The organism is Paenibacillus sp. FSL R5-0490 (assembly GCF_001956215.1).
Classification (GTDB): domain Bacteria; phylum Bacillota; class Bacilli; order Bacillales; family Cytobacillaceae; genus Cytobacillus.
In genome coordinates, this window is record NZ_MRTQ01000038.1 from 1 (window position 1) to 23,635 (window position 23,635).

Sequence of the window (23,635 nt, forward strand, 5' to 3'; positions counted from 1 at the left end):
TAGATGAGCAAGCCCGCAAATAGACCAACCGAAATTACAAATAGATGAGCAAACTTGCAAATAGGCCAATCAAACCTGCAAATAGATAGGTAATTGCAAATAGGGACCCGGAACCTGCAAATAGATGAGCAAATTTGCAAATAGTCCAGCCGAAATTACAAATAGATGAGCGAACCTGCAAATAGGCCAATCAAACCTGCAAATAGATAGGTAAATGCAAATAGAAACCCGGAACCTGCAAATAGATGAGCAAGCCCGCAAATAGACCAACCGAAATTACAAATAGATGAAGGCATAATCATCCTCCTTATTGGTCAAAAAAGGAAAAAACCATACTAAAATAAAGTTCAGTACGGTATGATTAGAATAGTTTGAAAAGTTAGATAGAAGGAGGTTCACTATGCTTTCACAATCAGTCATTCATGATGTAATTACGGCAGCTCTGGCCACTGGCGGGGATTTTGCCGAAGTATTTGTTGAGGATCGTTTCACCAATAACCTTGCGCTTCAGGGCGGGAAAATTGAGAGCAGCTTATCAGGCCGGGATTATGGGATCGGCATTCGCGTGTTTAAGGGGCTGCAGAGTGTGTATGCTTACACAACGGATGGATCGAAGGAAGGTTTGCTGAAAGCTGCGGGCAATGCTGCCCAGGCGATCAGTGGAGAAAAAGTCATTCAGCCCGCACAGCTGCAAAAAGAAATGATTCCGGCAGCGCATCCTATATCTCTGAATCCGCGCGAGGTGGAGAAGCTCCGCAAAGTAGATGTCATGAAAAAGGCATATGAGATTGCGAAGAACTATCACAGCAGCATCCAGCAGGTTACGGTCAGGTATTTGGATGAAGAACAGAATGTGCTGATAGCAAACTCTGAAGGTAAATTTGTTGAAGACCGGCGGGTGCGAAGCCGCCTTGCCATACAGTCGATTGCGGCAGAAGGAAACCAAATGCAGCCTGGATTCTATGGACCTGGAGCCCATAAAGGCTTTGAATTTATGGAAAACCTGAACTTGGAGCATTACGCCAATGAAGCATCCCGCATTGCCGTTACGATGCTTGGGGCAGACCCTTGTCCAAGCGGGAAGTTCCCTGTGATCATCGATAATGAATTCGGCGGGGTTATTTTCCACGAAGCTTGCGGACATGGCCTTGAAGCTACATCTGTAGCGAAGGAAAACTCTGTTTTTGCAAACCGGATCGGCGAAAAAGTGGCCTCGAATGTCGTTACATACATTGATGACGGCACGCTTGCCAATGAGTGGGGATCGATTACGATCGATGATGAAGGCGAAAAGGCGCGTAAAAATGTCCTGATTGAAAATGGAATTTTAAAAGGTTACTTGATTGATAAATTCGGCGGACGCAGGATGGGCATGGAATCGACAGGATCGGGAAGGCGGCAGTCCTACCGCTTTGCACCGACTTCGAGAATGACCAATACGTACATTGCAAACGGCAAGTCCACTCCGGAAGAAATCGTCTCAAATACAGAGTATGGAATTTATACTAAATACATGGGCGGCGGCCAGGTCAATACCACAACGGGCGATTACAACTTTGCCGTCATGGAAGCGTATCTCGTAAAAGACGGAAAAATCGGCAAGCCGTTAAAGGGTGCTACTTTAATAGGGAATGGTCCGAAAACACTCCAGCTGGTTGATATGGTGGGAAATAACCTGGACCATGGTGCTGGCATGTGCGGTTCACAGAGCGGAAGCATTCCTGTCAATGTTGGCCAGCCGATGATCCGCGTAAGCGAAATGACTGTTGGCGGAACAAAGGGAGGCGAATAATATGAACCTGCAGGAATTTAAGGAAAAGCTCTTTCAGCTTGGCGGGCAGCATGGTTTCACAGATATGGAGCTTTATTATGAGAGAGAGGAAAAGTTCGCCTGTGAGCTTTTCAAAGGGGAAATCGATTCTTACGACACTTCCGAAGTGTTCGGAACCTCCTTCCGAGGCCTTTACGAAGGCAGGATGGGCTATGCTTTTACGGAAAAACTGGATGAGGAATCCCTGTCTTTTCTGATCGGGAATGCGAAGGAAAACTCTCAATTTATTGAGGATGAAGTACAGGAAGAAATCTTTGCCGGCAGCGAAAAGTATGAGTCTGGAAGCTACTATTCAAGCAGTCTTGCGGAAGTTACGATTGCTGAAAAAATAAATTTGCTTAAGCAAATTGAAAAGCACATCTACGCCTATGATGAGCGGGTAACCGGGACCGATTATTTCATGCTGCGCAGCGGTGAAACAGAAAGGGTTCTTCTCAACAGCAAAGGCTTGAGCCTCAGCGAAAAGAGCAATCATGCAGGCATTTATGTATCAGTCATCGTTAAGCAGGGGGATCAGGTGAAAAATGGAGAATACTCCAAGTTTACGAGAGACTTTTCGATCTTGAATCCGGAGGAAATAGCAAGGCATGCAGTAGAAGAAGCATTATCTCAGCTGGATGCCAGGAGTGCCGAAAGCAAAAACTACCCTGTCCTGCTGAGAAACGATGCCGCCGGCGCCCTGCTGCAGACATACATCCCGATTTTTTCAGCGGAAAACACCCAAAAAGGGCAATCGGCTCTTAAGGGGAAAACGGGTGAAAGCATTGCTGTGGCATCATTGAATATCGTAGATGACCCATTTTTAGAAGAAGGTCTGCTCAGTTCTAATTTTGACAGCGAAGGGGTTGCCACTGCCAGAAAAGATATTGTGAAAGACGGCAGGCTTATTACCTTGATGCATAACCGCAAAACAGCACAAAAAGATGGTGTGGAATCGACAGGCAATGCCTATAAAGCTTCTTATAAGGGCACTTTGACGGTAGCTCCAACGAATCTTTACGTCAATCCATCCGATCAAAGCTATGATGAGCTGGTATCTTCGCTCTCAGAGGGCATCATCATAACCGAATTATCCGGCCTCCATTCCGGTGCCAATACCGTATCAGGGGACTTTTCCATTGCGGCTAACGGCTATTATGTCAAAGATGGAAAAGTGCAAAATGCCGTAAACCAAATGACGATTGCCGGAAACTTCTATGAGCTGTTAAATAATATTGAAGCCATCGGTTCAGACTTGGAATTTTCGTTGGGTTTCATGGCCACAGGCTACATTGGCTCCCCATCTCTATTAATCAGGGAGCTGGCTGTGACGGTTGAATAAATAAACGGGATGGCACACCACTTCGCAGGTGGTGTGCTTTCTTCATTCTGCGGGATGCAGGATAAACTATAAAACATGTTAGATAAATCTTAAGCAATGTTAGATAAACCTTAAGAGATGTTAGATATATCAAAAGGGTTGCAAGATATATTTAAGCATTTGTCAGATATAAATAATAAGCTGAAAAGTCAGCAGGAAAAATAAAGGATTTTCTTTTCGAAAAATAGAAACTCTGCTGATAAACAAAAATAGGAGGCGAAAAGATGAAAACCCTCGAAACCAGCCGCCTGATTCTGCGCAGCCTTACCCTTGATGATGCAGCCAGGGTAGAAGAATACGCAAGTGATTATGATGTGGCAAAAACGACATTAAATATTCCCCATCCTTATCCTGAAGGGGGAGCAAGGGAGTTTATTACAGGCATCCTGGAAGCAGAGAGAAACGGTAAGATTACGATTTTCGCTATTACGAGAAAAGAGGATAGTGGCTTAATAGGACTCATCAATATTACAGGCACTAATGCTAATAGAAGGGCGGAGATCGGCTATTGGATCGGCAAGCCTTTCTGGGGCAATGGGTATGGTACAGAGGCTGCCAGCGCAGTTATTAAATATGGATTCGAAGAGCTGAACCATAACCGGATTTATGCTCTTGCTTTTACGGACAACCCCGGATCATGGAGGATTATGGAGAAGTCAGGAATGAAGCATGAAGGGATTTTGCGGCAGCATGCAATAAGAGATGGAAGGCCGGTGGATTTGACCTGCTATGCCATTCTGCGGGAGGAATACACCGGGTAAGGGGAGCCGCTGTTTGAATCGCACTCAACAATATGTTTCAATAGAAGCAAATCCTTTTTATCATGGAGGTTCATGTGCGGATCATTGCTTCCCATCCTTTTATAACAGTCACCCGCAAGATCGACTGGAATCAGCAGCAATACATTGAACAAGAACTTTTTCTTCACTTATTTGAGGATCACATTCTGTCGCCATCAGAAAAGTTTCTCCTTGATGAAGTTTGGGATATGTCATACAGAAATTCGAGTTGTGAATTTGGTTTCCTTTATCTCCATACCAATCGGGGTGTGTTTTCTTTTCATGTAAAGTCAGAGCCGAGTCACTTTATAAATCTGTATAGAGATCTTAAAAAATAAAAGCCGGAACTGTCACGATCAACAATTCCGGCTTCATTATTATGCCTGCTCTGTCAGGCGTACAAGCATATGTGCGAGCTTATGCCTTTCTTCATCATCTCCGACTTTCCATAACTCCTTCAGCAGCTGTTCTTCACGGTTTTTGGGCTCCACATTTTCAGCAAGGTAGCCAGCCACTTTTTCCGCTGTTACGGCAAGCTGTTCCTCATTTAATCCCAGCTTTTTGCCAAGCTCAATTCGTTCCGCCAAATAGCCCTTAAATTCATCGAAGCTGCTTAAAATATCTTCTGCTCGTTCATTGGACATCTTGTCCATTGCGCTTTTAATATTTTTTGTATCCAGTTCACCATCTTGTTTGATTACATGTTCTTGTTCATTCATTTCAGTAGACCTCCCAAAGGATTGTTTGTTTTCTTATTAAATATCCTTTCAGAAGGAGAATTAAACTCTTTTAGATTTCACTGGATGGTGTTTCCTGAACAGCTTTCAGTTTCCTGAATTTCACTTTTGACATGATCACGCCAATTTCATATAGCCCAATAAGAGGCACGAGGACCAGAATCTGTGAAAATAAATCAGGCGGAGTAATGAGAGCAGATACAACGGCCATGATCAAATAAGCGTATTTTCGCATTGAGCTGAGCATAACTGGGGTGACAATGCCGATCGTTGTCAGAAACAACAACAGCAAAGGCACTTCAAACAGAAAGCCAAAAGGAATAGTCGACATCAGGAGAAACGAAAAATACTCCCTGGCCGTGATCATCATCGCAAAATGTGATTCACCCAATAGCATTAAAAACTGATAAATGGCAGGGAAAATAATAAGAAATCCGAAGCCAAGCCCGCCGATAAAGCTGAAAAGAATCGCCGGAAAAAACATTAAGGACACTCTGCTTTCTTTTTCCGTTAAAGCCGGCTTTACAAATAGCCAGATCTGATAAGAAATGAAAGGAAGCGAAAGCCCAAGGCTGATGCTTCCTGCAATTCCTGTGTACAGCTTAATGACATCCAGCGGTCCAAGCATAACCAGCTCATGATCGTTTGAGAGCATAGGGATCAGCCGGTTGATGAAAAACAGACATAGGGCAAAGCTGACAATAAAGAAAAGCAGAGATCGAATCAGCACTTTTCTCAGGTCTGTTAAATGCTCTACAAGGGTTTGTTCGTCCGTTTTCATTCTAAACCCTCCTGTTAAAGCGGTTTATCCTTCCGATCAGCCGTTTCAATTGAACGTGCTTTTGAATCAGGTTCATCGTCATCACTCATAATTTCTCTGGCTGATTTCTTGAATTCTGATAAGGTCCTTCCAAAGGCAGACCCGATCTCAGGAAGCTTTTTAGGACCAAAGATAATTAAGGTGATAACCAGTATGATAATCAATCCGGGTATTCCAATATTTGAAAGCCCCATGGAGTTCACTCCTTCGTGAAAAATTTCTTAAAAGGTAAGTTAGTATTAGCTTGAACTTCGAGAACTGTCCAGCTCCAGCGCCTACCCCCTCGAGGTCACAAGCTTGTCTTGTTTCGGCTCCTAGGGACTCGAGACATAAGCCAATCCCTTCCAGAATGAAAGGACACCTTCTTGCAGGGCCCGTCTTATGCTTGTCGTCCCTAAGCAGTCGCCTCCACATTTCCGACAATCCTCCCAAAAAGGCAAAGAACGCCTTTCCGGGAGGCTCGTCTTGTGCTTGAGGCCCACAGGATGTGGGTCATGCAGACGTTGCCACAGGACGTGGCGTTCTTAGTCTGCGTTCCTTCGTAAGCAAGGCGCTTGCGCTTTTCTTATGCAAGCAGGCCGCCTTCTTTGCTGTATTTGATGATTCCTTCAGCAGCACGATAGGCGAGCGCCCCTACAGTTCCTGTCGGATTATAACCTCCGTTGTGAGGGAAAGCGGAGGCACCAACGACAAAGACATTCTCTGCATCCCACATTTGGAGATAGTTATTTACGGCTGATGTTTCAGGCTCTGCCCCCATGATGACACCGCCTGTATTGTGTGTCGTCTGGTAAGGGACGATATCGTAATGCTCCAGCTGCTGCCGGTCGTTAATTTTTGAAGGTCCCATTTCCTTCATGATGTTGTCTGTGATTTTTCCAATATAGTTATAAAGATTCTTATCCTGTTCAGTGAAATCGTATGTCATACGAAGCAGCGGAAGCCCGTAAGCATCTTTATAAGAAGGATCCAGATCCATATAATTGTGCTGAACAGGCATGGATGCCCCCTGGGTGCCAATGCTTAATGCTCTTGTGAAATACTTAATGGAATTCTCCTTAAACTTGCTGCCCCATTTCGGTGTATCAGTCGGAACCATATTATATTGAATCGGACGGTATCCTGACTGGTTGATAGATATGGAGCCGCCATGGATAAAGCCAAGATCCGAGTGGTCAAAATTGTCCCCATTGTAATCATCCACCGTTGCACCGAGGGCACCGGCACCCATAAATGTGTTAAATTGTTCTTCATCAAAAAAGCCCGCTGACCCGGGAAGGATCTGATAGCAATAGTTCTTCCCGATCACCCCTGATCCTGTATCAGGGTTGTATGGACGTCCCAGTTTGGATGTCAGAAGAAGGCGGGTGTTATTCATGACATAGCTGGTCAGAATAACCATTTCAGCCGGCTGAATGAATTCTTCTTTTGTCTGGACATCCACATAGCGCACACCGGTTGCTTTTTTGCCATCGTGAATAATTTCCGTTACATTCGCAAAGTTGCGGATATCCACATTTCCCGTTTCTTTGGCAAATGGAATAACGGCCACAGTCGGATCAGCTTTTGCTCCATATTCACAGCCGAATCGTTCGCAAAACGCACAATACTGGCATGGAGCCATCTTGGCGCCATATTGGTTTTCATATGCCTCGCTCATATTGCCGGATGGCATTTGGTAAGGCTTCATCCCCAATGATTTCGCGGCCTTTTTAAATCTTGCTGTAATAGGTGTTTCCTTCATTGGAGGATTTGGGAACGGCTCTGCTCTTTTTGGCCCAAGCTCACCTTCTTCACCGCCAATTCCTGCCGCCTTTTCAAATTCGTAGAAATAAGGCTCCAATTCATCGTATGTAATGCCCCAATCCTGAACTTGAAGACCTTTGATCTTGGCTTCGCCATATTTTTTAACTGTCTGTGACTTGATTTCAAAATCATAAGGCAGAAAGCGGAAAGTATGCCCATTCCAGTGAACACCGGACCCGCCTAAGCCTTCGCCCAGCAAAAAGGACCCAAGCTGGCGCATAGGAAGGGCACGTTCCTTCCCATGATTGCGGAACGTAATCGTTTCTTTAGAAAGATCCTGCATTAATTCATAGCGTATTCCATAGCGCAGTTCATCATGGACCACATAGTAGTCCTTGACACCGCGCTCTTTTCCCCGCTCCAGGCCAACAACTTTTAATCCCTGTTTCCCAAGCTCAGCTGCAATGATTCCGCCGGCCCATCCGACTCCTACAATGACTGCATCCGTTTTTGGCAATGTTTTCGCCATTTTTACCACTTCCTTAAAAGATAGTACTATTTCGTATATGAATGGAGACTGTTTGGTTTAATTTTCACAAATTTTTCAGACTCAATTTGATTGATATAGCTCATTTGATGGCCAGGAAAGTCTTTCATTTTCCAGCCTTCCATATTTTTGTTTCCGGCGTAGGCAGGGTCTGCATATACACCTTCAATGGTGGCGGCCCGGAGAATATTAAAGAACGTCCTTGAAGTAACACCCCGGAGCTTCACTTTATCCTCTTCAAAGGCTGTAAGAATTTCATCCTGCTGTTCGCCCTCCAATTCAGAAAATGGCTTCTTGAACTTTTCATTGCTGTAGGTCTGCAGGGCAGCAAGTCCGACATCAAATACTTCATGCCGTTTTAAAGGGGACTGGTAGCCCTGAAAGTTCGACCCTGGGAAGAACGGACCCTGCATATATTCCCTTGTATTGTTGCCCCATGAGCCCGCAAGCTGATGGTCGATAAAAAATGGAACATCCAAATCATTCGCACCAGGGCCATTTTCATCCTTTGGATAAATTCTCTCAACGGCAGCCTGCAGGATTCCGAATGTCTCGGGGTTTGTGAAATATAAAGGCGACTGCTGATAGGCAACCTGATCATGCCCATTTGTATGGGCATTCTCTTCCGTTGCTGTACCGTCTTTGTTCATGTTTGCACCAATTAAGCCGCCAAGAATACCGCCTCCTACTAAACCGCCGGCAACTAACCCGGAATTGCGGATGAATCTTCTCCGGGACATGGTTGATTCTTGTTTTTGTTCATGTTCAGACATCTATATGGAAACCTCCTTTTATTTGCCATTATGGAGAAAAATATACTTGTCTAAACCGTTTGATAGGAATATTTTTTGGATTGTGAAAAGAAGAGAAGAAATAAGGAGGTCTTTATCGCAGTCTAACGGGCAGTAAGACCCCCGCTTCAAGACTCAGAGGAATCAAAGGAGGATAAGCGTGGGGGGGCAAACTGCCCGTAAAGGCCCGATTGGTGAGATACAGTGAAACTTGCCGATGCAAAGCAGAGGCTTAGTTGAACCAATCGGGTTCGTAGTGTCGATTGATTGAAGCGCTAGCGGAGATCTTAGCGACACTAGAACGCGACTAACAATCAGTGGGGGTTATGGAAAACCCTCACTGATTGAAGTTTCACTTTATGGCATTAAAAAAGATGCAAACCGATTGGTCTGCACCTTTTTTAAGTCCGAATGACGGACAACCTGGAGATTACGATTTGCATAGGGCCGAACCGATTTTAAATATATCGGTTATAGACGAGAGTGCCTTTCGAACGCTCTGCAAACCCTCCCTGGTTTCTTGCAATGCCAATGACGAACCTTGAAGTCGCTGTTACGCTTTTCATCGTCAACCAGTCCCTTCCGTTTTGTTATTGGCCTTGCATTATTTGTTTACCCCGTGTACTTGTGTTAAAACCTGTTTATTTAAAAAATTGGAGTTTTTTTCTTTAATAGATAAAATGAAAGAAAGGAAGTGAAACACGATGAAAACGAAGAAAGAAATCCGTGAGTACATATGGAATTTTCTTGAGGAGAACAAGCTTGGCCGCTTTCCGTTTCCTTTAACGAATAGAATTCCCAATTTCAAAGGAGCTGAAAAAGCGGCTGCATTTGTTTTTACTATGCCTGAGTATAAAGAGGCTAAGGTCATTAAGGTAAATCCTGATTCTCCGCAGCTGCCGGTCCGCACCCAAATTCTGAAAGATGGAAAGACATTGCTGGTTCCCACTCCACGGCTGAAAGCAGGCTTTATAATGGTAAAGCCGGAATGGGTACCTGCGGGGGAGGAGCGAAAAGCAGCGAGCCTTAAGCATATTCACTCATACGGGAAAGAAGTTCCCCTTACAGAATTGCCGAAGATTGATTTGTTTTTTGCCGGATCAGTGGGGCTTCACCGGGATGGCCGGCGGGTCGGAAAAGGGGAGGGTTATGCTGACCGGGAGTATGCGATAATCAGGGAACTGGGGAATCCTGAAATCCCTGTGATAGGAACAGTTAACAGCGCCCAGGTGACAGAAGCAGATATTCCTAGGGATCCTTATGATTTGACTGTCGACTGGATTGCCACTGAAAAGGAACTGATCAAAACCAATACGCCCTATCCAAAACCAACCGGGATTCAATGGGATCTTGTAACGGAGAAGGAAATGGAAGAGATGCCGGTTTTGCGTGAAATATGGGAGATCACAAAAGGAAAGGCAGCCAAGTAATTGACTGCCTTTTAAGCTTTAACTTCGTCCATTTTCTTTAAAACATCATTAATCTTTGCGTGATTTTCGGGGGATTCATCAATATGCTTCCATAAAATTTTTCCCTGAGGCGAGAAAAGCCATGTCCCCCCCTGAACGTAGACATCCTGAGTTTTCATGGATTTCATGACAAACTCCTTTTGTTTTTCATCCTTAGGGATAAAGCCGCCGACTTTTCCTGTAATATATCCAAGTGCTGCCTTTGAAAGAAGCTTCCATTTTGGCATGGTTTTATGTCCCATTCCTCTATAAGCTTCCCGGGAAGGGTCGCCGAGGATCGGAAAAGGGAACGGACCGAATTGCTCAAGGAATTGACTGATAAAGGTTCCTTTCGAAGGAGCAATGACAATGACTTGAAAACCTTTTGCTTCTACTTCATTTATGCGCTCGCGCAACTGCGCAAGATATTCCCGGCAGACCGGTCAGCCAAGGTGGCGGACGAAGACAGCCATTGTGTATTGGCTGCTGATGGCCTGTTCTAGCGTAATATTTTTATCAGGATTTTGGGTTTCTAAAATATATTTCATGAAATATCCCGCCTTTCGGATTTACATCTGATCATACCTAATTCTATTGAAGGAATAAAGAATTGCGGCTTGCACATAAAAAAACAGGAGTTCGCACTCCTGTTTAGTCCCGGCTCCCCAATATCCCAAAAATGCGAAGGATATTTATGAACAGGTTGATAAAATCAAGGTATAGGTTAAGAGCCATCAACGGCACTTCTTCCGGTGACACTCCATACTGTTTCATGCGATTGAAGTCGAATAGCACATATCCGCTGAACACAAGCACTCCGATGAAGGAGAATGCGAGCATCGCGTTAGAGCTTAACGGCCAGATGAGGCTGAAAATTCCGATCGCAATAAGGGCGAGCAATGCCGCCATCAGCATGCCGCCAAGGAAAGATAAGTCCCGCTTCGTTGTCGAAGCATATACGGCTAAGCCCGTGAACACAACCGTTGTCGTAGCAAGTGCTGTTAAAACAGGGTTAGGTCCAATAGCAGCCAGGTAGTGGGCAACAATCGGGTAGGTCGTCATTCCTGAAATAAATGTAAATACATAAAGGAATGTATACCCAATAGCTTTTTTGCGGCGGAGCAGGAAAGCGAAAAGCAGCATTCCAAGTTCAAGAAGCATCAGCGGCAAAAAAAGGGCTGGAGGGATGAAAACACCCGCCATCGTTCCGATAAATGCAATCCCCAATGATAAGGCAAACGCCCGTAAGACAGAAGGCAAATAACTGTTATTTGCAGTATGCTGTACATACATTTTTTCATTTCTCCTCTAAATTCATTTTGTATATGTATATACGACTGAACTATTATTTAAGTTTCATTAATTATTTATTTTTTAAAAGGTCTCTTATTTCAGTTAAAAGCTCGATATTTTTATCCACAGCTGGTGCAGGTGCTGCTTCTTCTTTCTTTTTGAAACGATTGTTAATAATCCTGATAAAGACGAAAATGGAGAATGCCACGATGAAGAAATCCACCACATTCTGTATGAATAAACCGTATTTTACCTGTGCTCCGCCGACTTTCACCATCAAATCCGTAAAGTCAACTCCGCCCATCAGCAATCCGACAAGCGGCATAATGATATCATCTACAAGGGAAGATACAATCTTTCCGAAGGCAGCTCCGATTACAACCCCAACCGCCAAATCCAGGACATTTCCCTTTAGAGCGAATTTTTTAAACTCATTCCACATAACAAGTCACCTTTCTTTGAAAATTACCGTTATTATACTATGAAGAATGTATGAAAACCAGATAGGGAAGCACCTATTGACAGAAACAGGCTTTTTCTCTATAGTAACTATGACAATTATATTTCTATTATTCCCGTGTGAGCGGGAGAGGTTCATAGCTTCACCCTCTATAAAAAACTATGGCTTTGATTATAATAATCAACCATATCCACGAGAGGATATGGTTTTATTTTTCAAGCTGTACTTTTCGAACCTCTCTTTAGGATCAGCGGGATCATATAAAGGGAGGCTATTTTTATGTCAGGAAGAAAAGATGAGGAATTAACGGATATTACATTGTTGGGAAATCAGGGTACTAAATATCTTTTTGAATATGCTCCTGAGATTCTGGAGGCTTTTGATAATAAGCATCCAAACCGCGATTATTTTGTAAAGTTTAATTGCCCTGAGTTTACGAGCCTTTGCCCAAAAACAGGCCAGCCGGATTTTGCGACCATCTATATCAGCTATATTCCGGATCAAAAGATGGTAGAGAGCAAGTCATTGAAGCTATATCTTTTCAGCTTCAGAAATCATGGCGATTTCCATGAGGACTGCATGAATATCATTATGAATGATCTTATCGAATTAATGGATCCCCGCTATATTGAGGTTTGGGGCAAGTTCACTCCGCGTGGAGGAATCTCCATCGATCCTTATTGCAACTACGGAAAGCCGGGGACGAAATATGAAAAAATGGCCGATTACCGCTTGATGAACCATGACCTATATCCGGAGACGATTGATAATCGCTAAGACCCTTGCTTAAACTGCAATTTTAAAATAATATCAAAAAAGGCAGAGCAATCTGCTTTTTTTGTTGCAGAAAATATACATAAGTGGGATTATATTTAGGGAATATTCTGTATTTTAATAGAGCAGTACAATAATAAAGCTCTGAAAGGGGATATAATGAAGAAAAGCATACATAAAAAAGATCCTCGCTTTAAGATTGCAGAGAAAGAAGCTTGGATTGGCATTGGTCTCGTACTCTTTAATTTTATTTGGTGGTATGGGTTTGCCTATGGGCTGGGGTCCGAACCTGCCGATGAGTATACATTCATTATGGGGCTGCCTGCCTGGTTTTTCTGGAGCTGTGTAGCCGGATTTGCTGTCATGGTGATACTGGTATCAGCAGCTGTAAAATTCCTGTTTAAGGAAGTTCCGTTCGAAGAAAACGGGGAAGGGGGAGAATCCGAATGAACTGGCAGGTTATTGCTCCTCTTCTTTTCTTTTTAGTCATTATTTTTCTGGTGGGTTTATGGTCCAGCAGAAAGTTTGATACGAGCAGTTCGTTTCTGCAGGATTATTTCCTTGGAGGAAGGCAGCTGGGCGGTTTTATTCTGGCCATGACCATGATTGCCACCTACGGAAGTGCCAGCAGTTTCATCGGGGGTCCCGGTGTTGCATACACACAGGGTCTTGGCTGGGTTTTGCTTGCCATGTCACAGGTTGTTACTGGTTATTTCGTCCTCATGGTTCTTGGGAAAAAGTTTGCGATTACAGCAAGAAAGTATAATGCTGTAACACTCATCGATTTTCTGAAAGAGAGATATAACAGCAAATGGGTTGTCTGGTTATCCTCGCTCAGCATCATTATTTTCCTGTTTTCCGCCATGGCTGCCCAATGGGTTGGCGGAGCAAGGTTAATTGAATCTCTGACAGGATTAAGCTATTTATCTGCTTTGTTTATTTTCGCTGCTTCTGTCATGGTCTACGTTGTCATCGGCGGCTTCCGTGCTGTTGCCGTAACGGATGCCGTCCAGGGCGGAATCATGTTCATCGGCACCATGATCCTTCTGGTTGCTGTTATTGTGGCAGGTGGAGGGATACCGAATATTATCAGTGATCTGTCTTCAGAAAATCCCAATCTGATTACACCGTTTGGCTTTGATGGCGGATTGACTCCTTTATATGTGTCCTCATTCTGGATTCTGGTTGGAGTTGGGGTTGTAGGTCTTCCTCAGGTTGCGGTAAGGGCCATGTCCTATAAAAATGCCAAAGCCATGCATAGGGCCATTATCATCGGAACAATAGTGGTCGGCTTTATCATGCTTGGCATGCATTTAATTGGCGTGTTTGCCCGGCCAATTCTTCCAGGGATTGAAGTGGGGGATAAAGTTATGCCGATGATTGCCATGGAAGTCCTTCCACCATGGCTTGCGGGAATTGTGCTGGCTGCACCGATGGCTGCCATCATGTCAACCGTGGATTCCCTGCTCCTTCTGGTCAGCTCGGCAATTGTGAAAGATGTGTATATTAATTACATTAAACCTGATGCTGAAGAAAGCACGATTAAGAGAATGAGTTTTGCAGTCACAGCTCTGCTGGGAATTCTGGTATGCATTATGGCGCTCAGTCCGCCCGATTTGCTGATCTGGCTGAATCTCTTTTCTTTCGGAGGACTGGAAGCAGCGTTCATATGGCCAGTTGTGCTGGGTCTTTATTGGGCGAAGGGGAATAAATATGGTGCGGTGGCCTCCATGATAACCGGAACGGCTTCCTATATTTTATTCCATACTTTTTATCCCAATGCTTTAGGCATGAATACAGTCGTATTGCCTATTGCTTTATCACTGGCCGCCTATATAGCTGTAAGTCTATTTACCGAAAAAACAGCACCTGCAGCAGCAGAAATTTAACCAAGAGGCTCCGGAGAGGTATCCCGGGGCCTTTCGTATTAACCGGCAAAGTGCCTATAGATCAGGCTCTCGCCACTATAATCAAACTTTAATTGAAGCAGTAGAAGAGTCATATATAAAGGATACGGGAGGAAACATGGGTTTTTGTAAAAAAATGAGCATATTGATAGGTTTGTAGAAACGATCCCTATTTGTTACACTTAATTAGTTGAAACGTAATTGTAACATTTGACTTTAAATGGAAATGTTTTTTAACATTAGGGAGAATATAATGAAAAATTTTATAAATATGATCATGATTGCCATGCTGTCATCCGTTATAGCAGGCTGTTCAAGTGAAATAAATGCATCTTTAAATACAGAAGAAATAAAACTTGAAAAAGAAGATAAAGTAGAAGCAGAAGATAATATATCCGTACAAGAGGCTGGAAAAGATAAAAAAGATACGGTTTGGCTTGAACGCAAGTCACTTTTCCAGATTGACGCAACAGACGGGATCATGAAATATACGGTCTACCTTTTTTCGGAAGACGAAAGAAGAACCATTTTGGCAGAGGACAGCGCGAAAGGAAAGAAAGGCGATTCCTATTTTACAGGACATTATTCAGTATACCTGGCTTTGAAGGGGTCAAAAGAGGCGTATAAACAAGCAACTCTAAATGACAGTTCTGAAATGTCCTTTAATCCTTCAAAGGAACAGGTTTACACTCAGAAAATGAGGAATAAAACCATCATCTCGATCTTTCAGTCCAAGGGGGAAAACTTAGTCAAGGGCCAGCTGCTGGCGATTAAAGATGGAGAAGTGCAAAGAATCAGTACGGAAAAAGACATGACCACTACCTCCAAAGCGAAAATAAAAACGATTAATCAAAAGTATCTTCAAACTGCCCAAAAAAAGAGTGATGGATGGGTTATTTCAACATGGCTTTTTAATGAGGAAGCCCATTCAATGAGCCTGCACGACCAAATCGAGCTTTCAGAAGAAGATCATTCTGATATCGACTGGATGAACCTGTGGCTGAAAAAGGAAGCCATTTACTATCCTTTTAAAAACCTGGCACTCAGCGGGGATGCCATTGAGAAAGCAAAACAGGGGATCCCCCTCGGAAGTCCATTTCCGATTGGCACAAACATATCTGAAATTAAAAAGTCAGATCCAAACTTTGTTGAAGAGGGGTTTGAAGGTGGAAGCCCTTTTGTGATGTATCCTGAAATCACCTATTATTATGAACGGGAAACCGGGAACGTAACAGCTATTTCCATTCCTGGACAGCGGGTGAGAACGTCAATGGACGAGATTACTGCCATGTTTGGCACTCCAGCGGAGGTTAGGGAAGAGAAGCTGTCAGGTGAAACTATCTCCACCTACCCGGCAGATAAATATTCTATCGATATGGTTTCTGATTTAGAAGGAAACGTCAGTGAAATTGTATTAAGGAAAATAAAAAATCATGCGGGTCAATGACCGCATGATTTTTTATAGTCATGAAAGGGCGCTTCCGCTTTAAAATGCCCAATCACCTTTTCTGAATACAGGTTCAGCGCTGCCGTCTTCAGTGATTCCATCGATATCCATTTCAGCGGAGCCGATCATGAAATCAACATGTGTTAAGCTTTCGTTCAAGCCGTTTTCACCCAGTTCTTCACTGGACATTTTCTTGCCGCCTTCAATACAGAATGCATACGCACTGCCGATGGCAAGGTGATTTGAAGCATTTTCATCAAATAAAGTATTATAGAAAAGCAGATTCGATTGGGAAATTGGCGAGTTGAAAGGAACCAGTGCCACTTCTCCAAGATAGTGGGAGCCTTCATCTGTCTCAACCAGCTGCTTAAGGATTTCTTCTCCTTCTTCTGCCTTCACATCGACAATGCGGCCGTTTTCAAATGTCAGGCTGAAGTTATCGATGATGTTTCCGCCATAGCTTAACGGCTTTGTGCTCGAAACTGTACCGTTCACACCTGTCTTGTATGGTACTGTGAACACTTCTTCAGTCGGCATGTTCGCCATGAATTCGTTTCCCTGTTCATTCACACTGCCTGCTCCAACCCATAAATGGCCTTTTGGAAGCTCGATTGTCAGGTCTGTGCCTGGAGCTTTATAGTGAAGCTTCTGATATCGCTTGCTGTTTAAGTAATCCACTTTTTCATGAAGTGTTTCATCATGCTTTTTCCAGGCTTCAACCGGGTTATCCAGGTCAGCGCGAGTGGCTTTAAAAATAGCGTCCCAAAGCATTTCTACCCTGGATTCCTCCGGAGCTTCAGGGAATACCATGTTTGCCCATGCTTGGGAAGGCGCAGCAATGACTGTCCAGCTCACTTTATCCGACTGGATGAATTTGCGGTATTTTGCAAGCGCCTGTCCGGCTGCTTTCTGGAAGCTTGAGATTCGCTCTGATTTCACGCCTTTCAGCAAATCAGGGCTTGCTGAAACGATTGACATGAATGCCGCACCTTTTTCAGCTAAATCTTCGACTTCCTTTGCACGCCATTCAGGGTATTCGGAGAAAGACTCATCCGGTGCTAAATCGTATTTCGTGCGTGTGACGGCATCATCGCTCCAGTTCACAACAACGTTATGAGCTCCTGCTTCATATGCCTTTTTCACAATAGTGCGAACCAGTTCAGCTGAATCAAGTGTTGTGTTAATAACCAGCGTCTGCCCCTTTTGTACATTTACGCCGACCTTCACTGCAAGCTCTGCGTATTTCTCTAAATTCGTTTGAAATTGACTCATTATGTATTCTCCTTTTGTCAGAATCTTCATTTTCATTGTAGCGGTTCTGTCCGGAAAAAGAAACCTATTGAACTGAAAATCATGCTGCAGAACTTCAGGGCTCCATCTCCGGGCGGAGACATAATTAAAAAGGAATCTTAAACAGATTCCTTTTTTGCATGAAATGCTTTATTCCTTTCAGGCAAAGCAAACATCAGCCAATACAAAAACGCACTTATACCAGCCAGCAGTGCCAATATAAAGAATGTCCAGTCATAGCCGATCCAGACTGTAAGGGGGATAGAGATCGGCGCAATGGTTTTTCCGACTGTAAATCGAAGGGAGGCAGCTGCAAAGTACTGACCCCGCATATGATCGGGAGCAATCTTTGATACAAAGCTCTGCTGGAGGCCAGCGGTCATCAATTCGCCCATAGTGAAAACGGCCATTGCCAGAATTAATCCCCATATCCATTGGGTTTGTCCAAACAGGATGATGGCTGCAGCATACGTAAGAGATGATAAGATAAAGACATTCCTTTCCTTGTACTTTATCATCATTTTGGTGACAGCCACGGTAAATAAGGCGACAAGGAAGCCGTTCTCGGACAGCAGAATGCCAAAAGCCTGTTCCCCCTGAACGGTAAAGGACCAGTCTATCCATTTAAAAAGCTGCTGGTTATGAATCACTTCATTTGTATAGACAGGTATTAACAGATCAAGCTGCATAAAAGTCTGTGCAGCCAAAACACCTGCCAGGATAAAAAGGAGAAAGGTCCTGTCCCTGAAGATAATGCCATAATCTTTGGTTTGCTTTACTAAAACATGATGCCATTTACTGTTTTCACTTGACCCATGTATCTGCGGAGGTAAAGTTTCCCTTGTCCATCGGAAAAGGATGAAAGCTAACAGAATACAGATAATGCCTGCGGCCATAAGAAGCTGAAAACGGTAATGGACATAGAAAATGGCTCCTAAAATGGGACCCACCACAACCGCAATATTAATAGAAGTGTAAAAAATAGCAAATACCTGGCTTCTGTCTTTTTCCTCCACCACATCGGCAACCATTGCCTGGCTTGCCGGCCAATAAAATGAGCCGAAGATTCCCACAAAAGCAAAGCAGATAAAACCAAGCACAGGAGATTCCAGCCAGGGTGAACTGGCAAATCCAAAAATAATAAATGAAAGTCCCTGGCCGAAAGCAGAAAGAACCATCATTTTTTTGCGGCCAAAGCGGTCAGCTGTATAACCGCCCATTAAGTTGGCAAGCACTGAGAATACCTGAGAAAAAATGAGCAATAAACCAGCCTTGTCTTTTCCGAATTCATCCGCGAAATAAATCGTTAAAAACGGGAAGAACATCCAGAATGTAATATTCATAAGCGCTTCCCCAAATAACCTTACTTTTAGATTCTTATCCCAATCTTTTATTTTCATGCTGCGTCCCCATCTTCAATCTCAGAATAACGCTATCATACTACCAAATTTAGAAGAAACACAAGAAGACTTTTTGTTCAAAAAAGCCAAACCTTGATGAAGGTTTGGCTTTTCATATCAATAGACGAAAATCATCAAAACAGTGGTAACAATGCCTACCCATATGGCCAGCAATGCACAGTAGCCCATTATATGACGAATATGAAGGCCGACCACACTTAAAATAGGAAGTGCCCAGAAAGGCTGGATCAGGTTCGTCCAGGCATCACCCCAGCCTACAGCCATAGCCGTAATGGCGGGATCAACACCCAGCTGCAGCCCGGCAGGAACTTGAAGCGGCCCCTGCAATGCCCATTGCCCGCCGCCTGAAGGGGCAAGAATGTTGACGATGCCAGCGGCCCAATAGGTGAAAATATCAAAGGTGTCTTTACTTGCTATGGACGCCATTCCATTGATTATCGACTCTGCCAGCCCGGAGCTGCCAAGAACGGCGATAATTCCGGCGTAAAACGGAAATTGCAGAATGATAGGGGAAATGGCAGAACCCGCTTCTTTAAAGGCATTTGCGTATTGCACAAGCGATTTGTGCAGGATAAGGCCCAGGGATAGAAAGGTAATATTGATAATATTCAAGTCAAGGTCACGCCCGTTTATGAACTCGAAAATGACATAGATTAACCCGATTAATCCGGTAACGATGCCGAGAAAAGGTGTTCGTTCAAGTTTTCCGGCGGGCGTTTTTAAAACTTCAACCGGTTCAGCTTCTTCCTTGGACATCTTTGGCGGAACGTATGAGATAATATTTTTCTTGGGTGCCATGAGCACGATGAAAATTGGCATTGTAACAATAAGGGCAATTAATATTGCGATTGTTCCCGGATGAAAAATCGTCTCTGAAGTTGGAATCACCCCAGCAATATCCTCCAGAAAGTGACCCTTTGTCGCAACAGTCAGACCGATTGAACTTGACAAGCCAGCTGTATATAGAGCTGTAGGTGCATAGGCTGCAGCCACTAATAGCGGGAAGTGTGCGTTCTGATTTCTTTTCCCGACTTCACGTGCAATAATGGCGCCAACGACAACAGCAAGGCCCCAGTTAATATAATAAGCAGCAGAAGAAACGAGAAAAGTCAGTACGTAGGCCAGGTTGGCCGTCTTCGCTTTGGAGGAAAGCTTTTCAAGTATACGCTGTACAGAAGGAACAGAAGCAAGCGCCATGCCTGTCATCAAGAGAAGCACCATTTGCATGGTAAAACCAAGGTATACCCAGAAGCCGTCACCAAAAGATTTAAACAGCTGGGCAGGTTCAGAAGGCTTCATGAAAAATCCGGCTATGAAGACAAACAGAGTCATAAGTACAGCAATGACAAAGGCGTCAGGGAGATACCTTTCCACAAGCTTGGAGAAACGATCTGCCATTCTGGTTAACATCCTGTCACTCTCCTTTCAGTATTAGTACATGCTATGGAGAGGACAAGCTATGTATGCCAGTTCATATAGAAAAGCCCCGGCAGCAGCCAGGGCTATACTTTAATCTTTATCTTCCATTGCGGCCTTCAGCAAATCGCCAAGGCTTGTTCCAAAGGAATCTTCCTTCTGGGTATATTTCTGAACAAGTTTTCGTTCTTCGCGTTTGTTGACGGCTTTCTTTTTGTCCTGGGCTTTCTCCACCACATTGCATGGGCGGCACTGGAAGTAGGTGCCTGCCTTGCCCTGGTGGATCTCCATTTTTTTTCGGCACTGCGGGCAGCGGCGGTTTGAAAGCTTTGGATCCTTGCGCTTTCGGAAACTGCAATCAAGGTTGGAGCAGACAAGTATTTTTCCGTCCTTTGTATTCCTTTCTTTCAGGAAGGAATCACATTCCGGACATTTTGAGCCCGTGAGATTATGGGCACGGTACGATTTGTCGCTCTTTTTAATTTCTGAAACCAAGTTTTGAGTCTGCTTGCGGATATTCTGGAGAAACTCTTTTGGATCTGCTTTTCCGCGTGCGATTTTCTCCAGCTCCTGCTCCCATTTGGCTGTCAGTTCCGGTGATTTCAGATCTTCATTCACCAGGTCCATCAGCTGTTTGCCCTTTTTAGTCGGAAACAGGCGTCCATTTTGCCTTTCGAGCGCTTCAGTCTCAAGAAGCCGTTCAATGATTTCCGCTCTTGTCGCAGGCGTTCCGAGGCTGTATTTTTCCATCTGGGTCAAAATGTCAGCTTCTGAATAGCGAAGAGGCGGATCAGTCAGCTTTGCAGCGGATTCGGCATTTTGCAGTGTAAAGCTCTGTCCTTTCGAAATGTTCTTCAGGCTCTGTTTTCCTGTCTCTTCTTCAGTATTCCGTTCCACCTTGCGATAACCGAGGTCGATAACGGCCGTTTCCCTCGCTGTGAATGTCTCACCATTAACATCGATAGCAGCCTGGATGGTTTCATACTTATAAGGGTTATGGAAAATGGCCAAAAATCTGCGCAAAATCATTTCGTACAGCTTACGCTCATCAGGGGACAAATCACCGAGATGTACACGTTCTTCAGTCGGAATAATCGCATGATGATCGGTTACCTTTTCATTATTAAAAACTCTTTTTGCGAGCACCCTGCCCTGATTCGCAAGGATTGGCTTCACTTCATCCTTATAGGAAGCAGCGATTCCATGAAGGCGATCCATCATGGTTGCTTCCATATCCTTTGTTAAATAGCGTGAGTCTGTCCGCGGATAGGTGACAAGCTTATGCTGCTCATACAGTTTCTGCAGTACATTCGACGTTTTCTTGGCAGAAAAGCCAAAACGTTTATTCGCGTCACGCTGCAGTTCCGTCAAATCATAAGGAAGAGGCTGAGGCTCTGTTTTTTCCTTCCGGTTAATGGACTGGATAACCGCTTTTTGCCCCTTTACTTTGGAAAGAACTCCATCTGCTGCCTCTTTAGAGAAAATGCGCTTTTCACCATTTTTCTCCCAGTCAGCCTGCAGTGGGCCAATGTGGGCGCGAATCGTCCAGTACTCTTTTGGAACAAATTGCTGAATCACTTTTTCCCTTTCCATAACTAGCGCCAGAGTCGGTGTCTGCACCCGGCCCGCAGATAGGGGATCCTTGTATTTAGTCGTCAGAGCCCTTGTGACATTCAGGCCGATGAGCCAATCAGCCTCTGCCCGGCACACGGCGGATTCATACAAATCTTCAAATTGTTTTCCGTGCTTAAGGTTTTGAAAACCGTCACGGATAGCACGGTCCGTTACAGAGGATATCCATAAGCGCTTGATTGTCTTGCGCCAGCGGATTTTCTCTAATATCCAGCGAGCGACAAGCTCCCCTTCACGGCCTGCATCGGTTGCAATGATTATTTCCGTAACATCCTTCCGCTTTGCCAGGTTTTCAATAGCTTTATACTGGTGGCTGGTCTGCTTCATCACCTTCAGGCCCATTTGGTCTGGAATAATCGGCAGATCCTCCAGGTTCCAGTTTTTATATTTGCTGTCATAATGCTCCGGCATCTTTAATTCGATTAAGTGGCCAAGAGCCCAAGTGACGATATATTTATCGCCTTCCATATAGCTTTTATGAGATTGCCGGCATCCCAGCACCCGGGCGATTTCACGCGCAACACTGGGTTTTTCAGCAAGAACAAGTGATTTCATAATGACTCCTTTCAAATCCATTCAGTTCCTTTTGTATCCTAACTAAGTATAGCGGAAAATCATTCATATTTGTAATGGGATACGTTATTATAGACAAAATCAGACAGATGCCGATTTAAGATGTATTACTTTTCATTAACTCCGATTCATTTTACAATGAATATAACAGTTTGCTGACAAATAGAAAGACAAGGTGAAAATAATGCATGAAAAGAATCAGCGCTTACTTGATTACATTCAGGAAAACTCAATAAACATTACAGACATGTGGCTGTCCTTAAGGGAGAAACAGAAGGGCTCCATTTATTCTGCGGATGCAGACCCGGCTTATGAACAGCTCCTGAGAGAACAGAATGCTTTTACCAACCGTACCGTTTCAACCGCTTTACTTGATGACGAAGCAGTGTTTATTGAAAATATGGAGGAGTGGGCCAGGACTGTAGCTGAAAGCAGAGTGGACACGAGTACCCCCATTTTTCAAGTACTTGGTGCTTTAAGCACTGTAAGGGAAACCTATTGGCATTTTGTTGAAAAGTTCATTAAAGAAAACCAGTCTGAAGTGACAACAGATGATGTATTAAAATGGAGCAAGACCATTAACAGAGCTTTCGATAAACTGATCAATAAATTTTCGGAAAAGTATTATGAACTGACCACCAGAAGGCTTGTTGCCCAGCAAAGTCTGATCAATGAACTTGGCACTCCAGTCATTCCTGTTAAAGATGACACAGCTGTTCTGCCGCTTATCGGCGATATTGACACCGAGCGTGCGCAAATCCTGCTGGAGGAAATTCCGAAAAAATGTGCAAAAGAAAATATTGAGCATTTATTTATTGATTTATCTGGTGTAGCTATTATCGATACGATGGTTGCCCATCAAATATTCTCTTTAACGACAGCTCTCAAGCTATTAGGGGTCAAATCCACCATTTCCGGCATCAGCCCCGAGGTTGCCCAGACTTCCATTCAGCTCGGCCTGGATTTCACAGGTATTGAAACATATGGAAAACTAAAACATGCTTTAAAAAGACAAGGTGAAAACTTAAAATAGAAAGAAGAAGGAAAAGCCGGCAGAACTGCCGGCTATTTATATGGATATAATAAAATACGCTTTACTGTGTTACCATTCTAACAATCTAACTTGTTAAATAATGGGAATTTATTGTTGACATCCCTCCAATAGGAACATAAAATTAATTATATTCAGAAAATATAACAAAAATAGGCTGTGATAAAGATGAGACATCTGACAACAGATACTGCAAATAATCTTCTAAAAAAGGCTGTATTTCAAACCTGTGTTTGAGATACAGCCTTTTCTTTATCTCGCTAATGTACCGGGGAGGATATAAAATGGAAAAATTGACAGAATCGATGATGA

The 23,635-nt window shown here is 43.8% G+C and carries 20 protein-coding genes, 1 pseudogene and 1 riboswitch; of the genes and pseudogenes, 9 read left to right on the top strand and 12 right to left on the bottom strand.

Going from position 1 to position 23,635, the window contains the following annotated elements:
- Positions 1-400: 400 nt before the first annotated feature.
- The 3 genes from BK139_RS22115 (at position 401) to BK139_RS22125 (ending at position 3,952) form a co-directional block, all read left to right on the top strand.
- Positions 401-1,792, top strand: a complete 1,392-nt coding sequence (locus tag BK139_RS22115) for a TldD/PmbA family protein (protein WP_076263122.1) — start codon at positions 401-403, stop codon at positions 1,790-1,792.
- Between the two features lies 1 nt (position 1,793).
- Complete coding sequence (locus tag BK139_RS22120; RefSeq protein ID WP_076263124.1) at positions 1,794-3,152, top strand: TldD/PmbA family protein; 1,359 nt, start codon at positions 1,794-1,796, stop codon at positions 3,150-3,152.
- 263 nt (positions 3,153-3,415) lie between these two features.
- Positions 3,416-3,952 (top strand): GNAT family N-acetyltransferase, encoded by a 537-nt coding sequence (locus BK139_RS22125; RefSeq protein WP_076263126.1) that lies wholly within the window; start codon positions 3,416-3,418, stop codon positions 3,950-3,952.
- Between the two features lie 395 nt (positions 3,953-4,347).
- Here the strand turns inward: BK139_RS22125 and BK139_RS22135 are convergent, their stop codons facing one another.
- The 5 genes from BK139_RS22135 to BK139_RS22155 all read right to left on the bottom strand — a co-directional run bounded on the left by BK139_RS22135 (position 4,348) and on the right by BK139_RS22155 (position 8,593).
- Positions 4,348-4,689, bottom strand: a complete 342-nt coding sequence (locus BK139_RS22135; RefSeq protein ID WP_076263130.1) for a DUF3243 domain-containing protein — start codon at positions 4,687-4,689, stop codon at positions 4,348-4,350.
- A 70-nt stretch (positions 4,690-4,759) separates the two neighbouring features.
- Entirely contained in the window at positions 4,760-5,488 is a 729-nt protein-coding gene (gene tatC, locus BK139_RS22140; RefSeq protein ID WP_076263132.1) for a twin-arginine translocase subunit TatC, read from the bottom strand.
- 14 nt (positions 5,489-5,502) lie between these two features.
- The gene (tatA, locus tag BK139_RS22145; RefSeq protein WP_048010511.1) at positions 5,503-5,721 is read right to left on the bottom strand and encodes a twin-arginine translocase TatA/TatE family subunit; all 219 of its coding nucleotides are present in this window, start codon (positions 5,719-5,721) and stop codon (positions 5,503-5,505) included.
- Positions 5,722-6,092: 371 nt separating this feature from the next.
- A complete protein-coding gene (locus BK139_RS22150) occupies positions 6,093-7,802 on the bottom strand; it encodes a GMC family oxidoreductase (protein ID WP_076263134.1) in 1,710 nt (569 codons plus the stop codon).
- A gap of 26 nt (positions 7,803-7,828) precedes the next feature.
- On the bottom strand, positions 7,829-8,593 hold the full coding sequence (locus tag BK139_RS22155; RefSeq protein ID WP_076263136.1) for a gluconate 2-dehydrogenase subunit 3 family protein: 765 nt from the start codon (positions 8,591-8,593) through the stop codon (positions 7,829-7,831).
- A 722-nt stretch (positions 8,594-9,315) separates the two neighbouring features.
- Here BK139_RS22155 and BK139_RS22160 point away from each other — a divergent pair.
- On the top strand, positions 9,316-10,041 hold the full coding sequence (locus BK139_RS22160; protein WP_076263138.1) for a 5-formyltetrahydrofolate cyclo-ligase: 726 nt from the start codon (positions 9,316-9,318) through the stop codon (positions 10,039-10,041).
- Positions 10,042-10,052: 11 nt separating this feature from the next.
- Here the strand turns inward: BK139_RS22160 and BK139_RS22165 are convergent.
- From BK139_RS22165 to mscL, 3 genes and pseudogenes are all read right to left on the bottom strand, one after another.
- Positions 10,053-10,490 (bottom strand): annotated as a pseudogene (locus tag BK139_RS22165) (AhpC/TSA family protein); the annotation flags it as partial.
- 220 nt (positions 10,491-10,710) lie between these two features.
- Positions 10,711-11,352 (bottom strand): Bax inhibitor-1/YccA family protein, encoded by a 642-nt coding sequence (locus tag BK139_RS22170; RefSeq protein WP_048010518.1) that lies wholly within the window; start codon positions 11,350-11,352, stop codon positions 10,711-10,713.
- Positions 11,353-11,422: 70 nt separating this feature from the next.
- Entirely contained in the window at positions 11,423-11,794 is a 372-nt protein-coding gene (gene mscL / locus BK139_RS22175; protein WP_061792265.1) for a large conductance mechanosensitive channel protein MscL, read from the bottom strand.
- Between the two features lie 141 nt (positions 11,795-11,935).
- Positions 11,936-11,981: riboswitch (PreQ1 riboswitch) on the top strand.
- A gap of 110 nt (positions 11,982-12,091) precedes the next feature.
- On the opposite strand from mscL, the gene queF reads away from it, so the two are divergent.
- From queF to BK139_RS22195, 4 genes are all read left to right on the top strand, one after another.
- On the top strand, positions 12,092-12,589 hold the full coding sequence (gene queF, locus BK139_RS22180; protein WP_035326349.1) for a preQ(1) synthase: 498 nt from the start codon (positions 12,092-12,094) through the stop codon (positions 12,587-12,589).
- Positions 12,590-12,745: 156 nt separating this feature from the next.
- Positions 12,746-13,036, top strand: coding sequence for a YhdT family protein (locus BK139_RS22185; protein ID WP_076263142.1), 291 nt, complete (start codon positions 12,746-12,748; stop codon positions 13,034-13,036).
- Positions 13,033-14,475 carry a sodium/pantothenate symporter gene (panF, locus tag BK139_RS22190; RefSeq protein ID WP_076263144.1) on the top strand — a complete coding sequence of 481 codons (1,443 nt, stop codon included), beginning with the start codon at positions 13,033-13,035 and terminating at the stop codon, positions 14,473-14,475. Before BK139_RS22185 ends, panF begins: the two co-directional genes overlap by 4 nt.
- Before the next feature lie 271 nt (positions 14,476-14,746).
- A complete protein-coding gene (locus BK139_RS22195) occupies positions 14,747-15,940 on the top strand; it encodes a hypothetical protein (RefSeq protein ID WP_076263147.1) in 1,194 nt (397 codons plus the stop codon).
- 39 nt (positions 15,941-15,979) lie between these two features.
- Here BK139_RS22195 and BK139_RS22200 read toward each other — a convergent pair whose 3' ends face one another.
- The 4 genes from BK139_RS22200 to BK139_RS22215 form a co-directional block, all read right to left on the bottom strand.
- Complete coding sequence (locus BK139_RS22200) at positions 15,980-17,212, bottom strand: aminopeptidase (RefSeq protein ID WP_076263149.1); 1,233 nt, start codon at positions 17,210-17,212, stop codon at positions 15,980-15,982.
- 137 nt (positions 17,213-17,349) lie between these two features.
- Positions 17,350-18,630, bottom strand: a complete 1,281-nt coding sequence (locus tag BK139_RS22205; RefSeq protein WP_076263151.1) for an MDR family MFS transporter — start codon at positions 18,628-18,630, stop codon at positions 17,350-17,352.
- 117 nt (positions 18,631-18,747) lie between these two features.
- A complete protein-coding gene (locus tag BK139_RS22210; RefSeq protein WP_076263153.1) occupies positions 18,748-20,061 on the bottom strand; it encodes a short-chain fatty acid transporter in 1,314 nt (437 codons plus the stop codon).
- A gap of 99 nt (positions 20,062-20,160) precedes the next feature.
- The gene (locus tag BK139_RS22215) at positions 20,161-22,254 is read right to left on the bottom strand and encodes a DNA topoisomerase III (RefSeq protein ID WP_076263167.1); all 2,094 of its coding nucleotides are present in this window, start codon (positions 22,252-22,254) and stop codon (positions 20,161-20,163) included.
- A gap of 202 nt (positions 22,255-22,456) precedes the next feature.
- On the opposite strand from BK139_RS22215, the gene BK139_RS22220 reads away from it, so the two are divergent.
- Positions 22,457-23,305 carry an STAS domain-containing protein gene (locus BK139_RS22220; protein WP_076263155.1) on the top strand — a complete coding sequence of 283 codons (849 nt, stop codon included), beginning with the start codon at positions 22,457-22,459 and terminating at the stop codon, positions 23,303-23,305.
- The last annotated feature ends 330 nt before the right edge of the window (positions 23,306-23,635 follow it).

Coding starts and splice junctions, on each gene's coding strand:
- BK139_RS22160 (WP_076263138.1), top strand. CDS start 9,316: ATGAAAACGAAGAAAGAAATCCGTGAGTACATATGGAATTTTCTTGAG.
- BK139_RS22120 (WP_076263124.1), top strand. CDS start 1,794: ATGAACCTGCAGGAATTTAAGGAAAAGCTCTTTCAGCTTGGCGGGCAG.
- tatC (WP_076263132.1), bottom strand. CDS start 5,488: ATGAAAACGGACGAACAAACCCTTGTAGAGCATTTAACAGACCTGAGA.
- BK139_RS22215 (WP_076263167.1), bottom strand. CDS start 22,254: ATGAAATCACTTGTTCTTGCTGAAAAACCCAGTGTTGCGCGTGAAATC.
- BK139_RS22155 (WP_076263136.1), bottom strand. CDS start 8,593: ATGTCTGAACATGAACAAAAACAAGAATCAACCATGTCCCGGAGAAGA.
- BK139_RS22195 (WP_076263147.1), top strand. CDS start 14,747: ATGAAAAATTTTATAAATATGATCATGATTGCCATGCTGTCATCCGTT.
- BK139_RS22170 (WP_048010518.1), bottom strand. CDS start 11,352: ATGTATGTACAGCATACTGCAAATAACAGTTATTTGCCTTCTGTCTTA.
- panF (WP_076263144.1), top strand. CDS start 13,033: ATGAACTGGCAGGTTATTGCTCCTCTTCTTTTCTTTTTAGTCATTATT.
- BK139_RS22185 (WP_076263142.1), top strand. CDS start 12,746: ATGAAGAAAAGCATACATAAAAAAGATCCTCGCTTTAAGATTGCAGAG.
- BK139_RS22125 (WP_076263126.1), top strand. CDS start 3,416: ATGAAAACCCTCGAAACCAGCCGCCTGATTCTGCGCAGCCTTACCCTT.
- queF (WP_035326349.1), top strand. CDS start 12,092: ATGTCAGGAAGAAAAGATGAGGAATTAACGGATATTACATTGTTGGGA.
- BK139_RS22220 (WP_076263155.1), top strand. CDS start 22,457: ATGCATGAAAAGAATCAGCGCTTACTTGATTACATTCAGGAAAACTCA.
- tatA (WP_048010511.1), bottom strand. CDS start 5,721: ATGGGGCTTTCAAATATTGGAATACCCGGATTGATTATCATACTGGTT.
- BK139_RS22200 (WP_076263149.1), bottom strand. CDS start 17,212: ATGAGTCAATTTCAAACGAATTTAGAGAAATACGCAGAGCTTGCAGTG.
- BK139_RS22115 (WP_076263122.1), top strand. CDS start 401: ATGCTTTCACAATCAGTCATTCATGATGTAATTACGGCAGCTCTGGCC.
- mscL (WP_061792265.1), bottom strand. CDS start 11,794: ATGTGGAATGAGTTTAAAAAATTCGCTCTAAAGGGAAATGTCCTGGAT.
- BK139_RS22150 (WP_076263134.1), bottom strand. CDS start 7,802: ATGGCGAAAACATTGCCAAAAACGGATGCAGTCATTGTAGGAGTCGGA.
- BK139_RS22135 (WP_076263130.1), bottom strand. CDS start 4,689: ATGAATGAACAAGAACATGTAATCAAACAAGATGGTGAACTGGATACA.
- BK139_RS22205 (WP_076263151.1), bottom strand. CDS start 18,630: ATGAAAATAAAAGATTGGGATAAGAATCTAAAAGTAAGGTTATTTGGG.
- BK139_RS22210 (WP_076263153.1), bottom strand. CDS start 20,061: ATGTTAACCAGAATGGCAGATCGTTTCTCCAAGCTTGTGGAAAGGTAT.